Here is a 255-nt window from a genome sequence, read left to right as displayed (position 1 = left end):
GCACGTGCTTGCCGGCGGCAAGCAATGCCAGTGTCGTCGGGTGATGCGCCTTATCGGGCGTCACATTCGTCGCCGCATCGAACTTGCCCCAGGCAATGGCGTCGTCGAGCGAGGTGAACGTATTGGCTATGCCGTGTTTCTCGGCAAAGCCTTTGGCGCGCTTGGGGTCGACATCGACCGCTCCCACCATTTCCACGCCTTCGATCTGAGCGAAGGCTTGGGCATGGCTGTTGGCCATGCCGCCGGTTCCAACAA

General features: G+C 61.6%; 1 protein-coding gene. It reads right to left on the bottom strand.

Annotated elements, in window-relative coordinates:
* Window positions 1-255: Gfo/Idh/MocA family protein (locus tag C6558_RS39530; RefSeq protein ID WP_146161048.1), on the bottom strand; the 255-nt coding region annotated here is incomplete at both ends.

Source organism: Ensifer sp. NM-2 (assembly GCF_003024455.1).
In the GTDB taxonomy this organism is placed as follows: domain Bacteria; phylum Pseudomonadota; class Alphaproteobacteria; order Rhizobiales; family Rhizobiaceae; genus Ensifer; species Ensifer canadensis.
The sequence above is the reverse complement of the archived record's forward strand: the minus strand, read 5'-3'. Positions and strand labels throughout refer to the sequence as shown.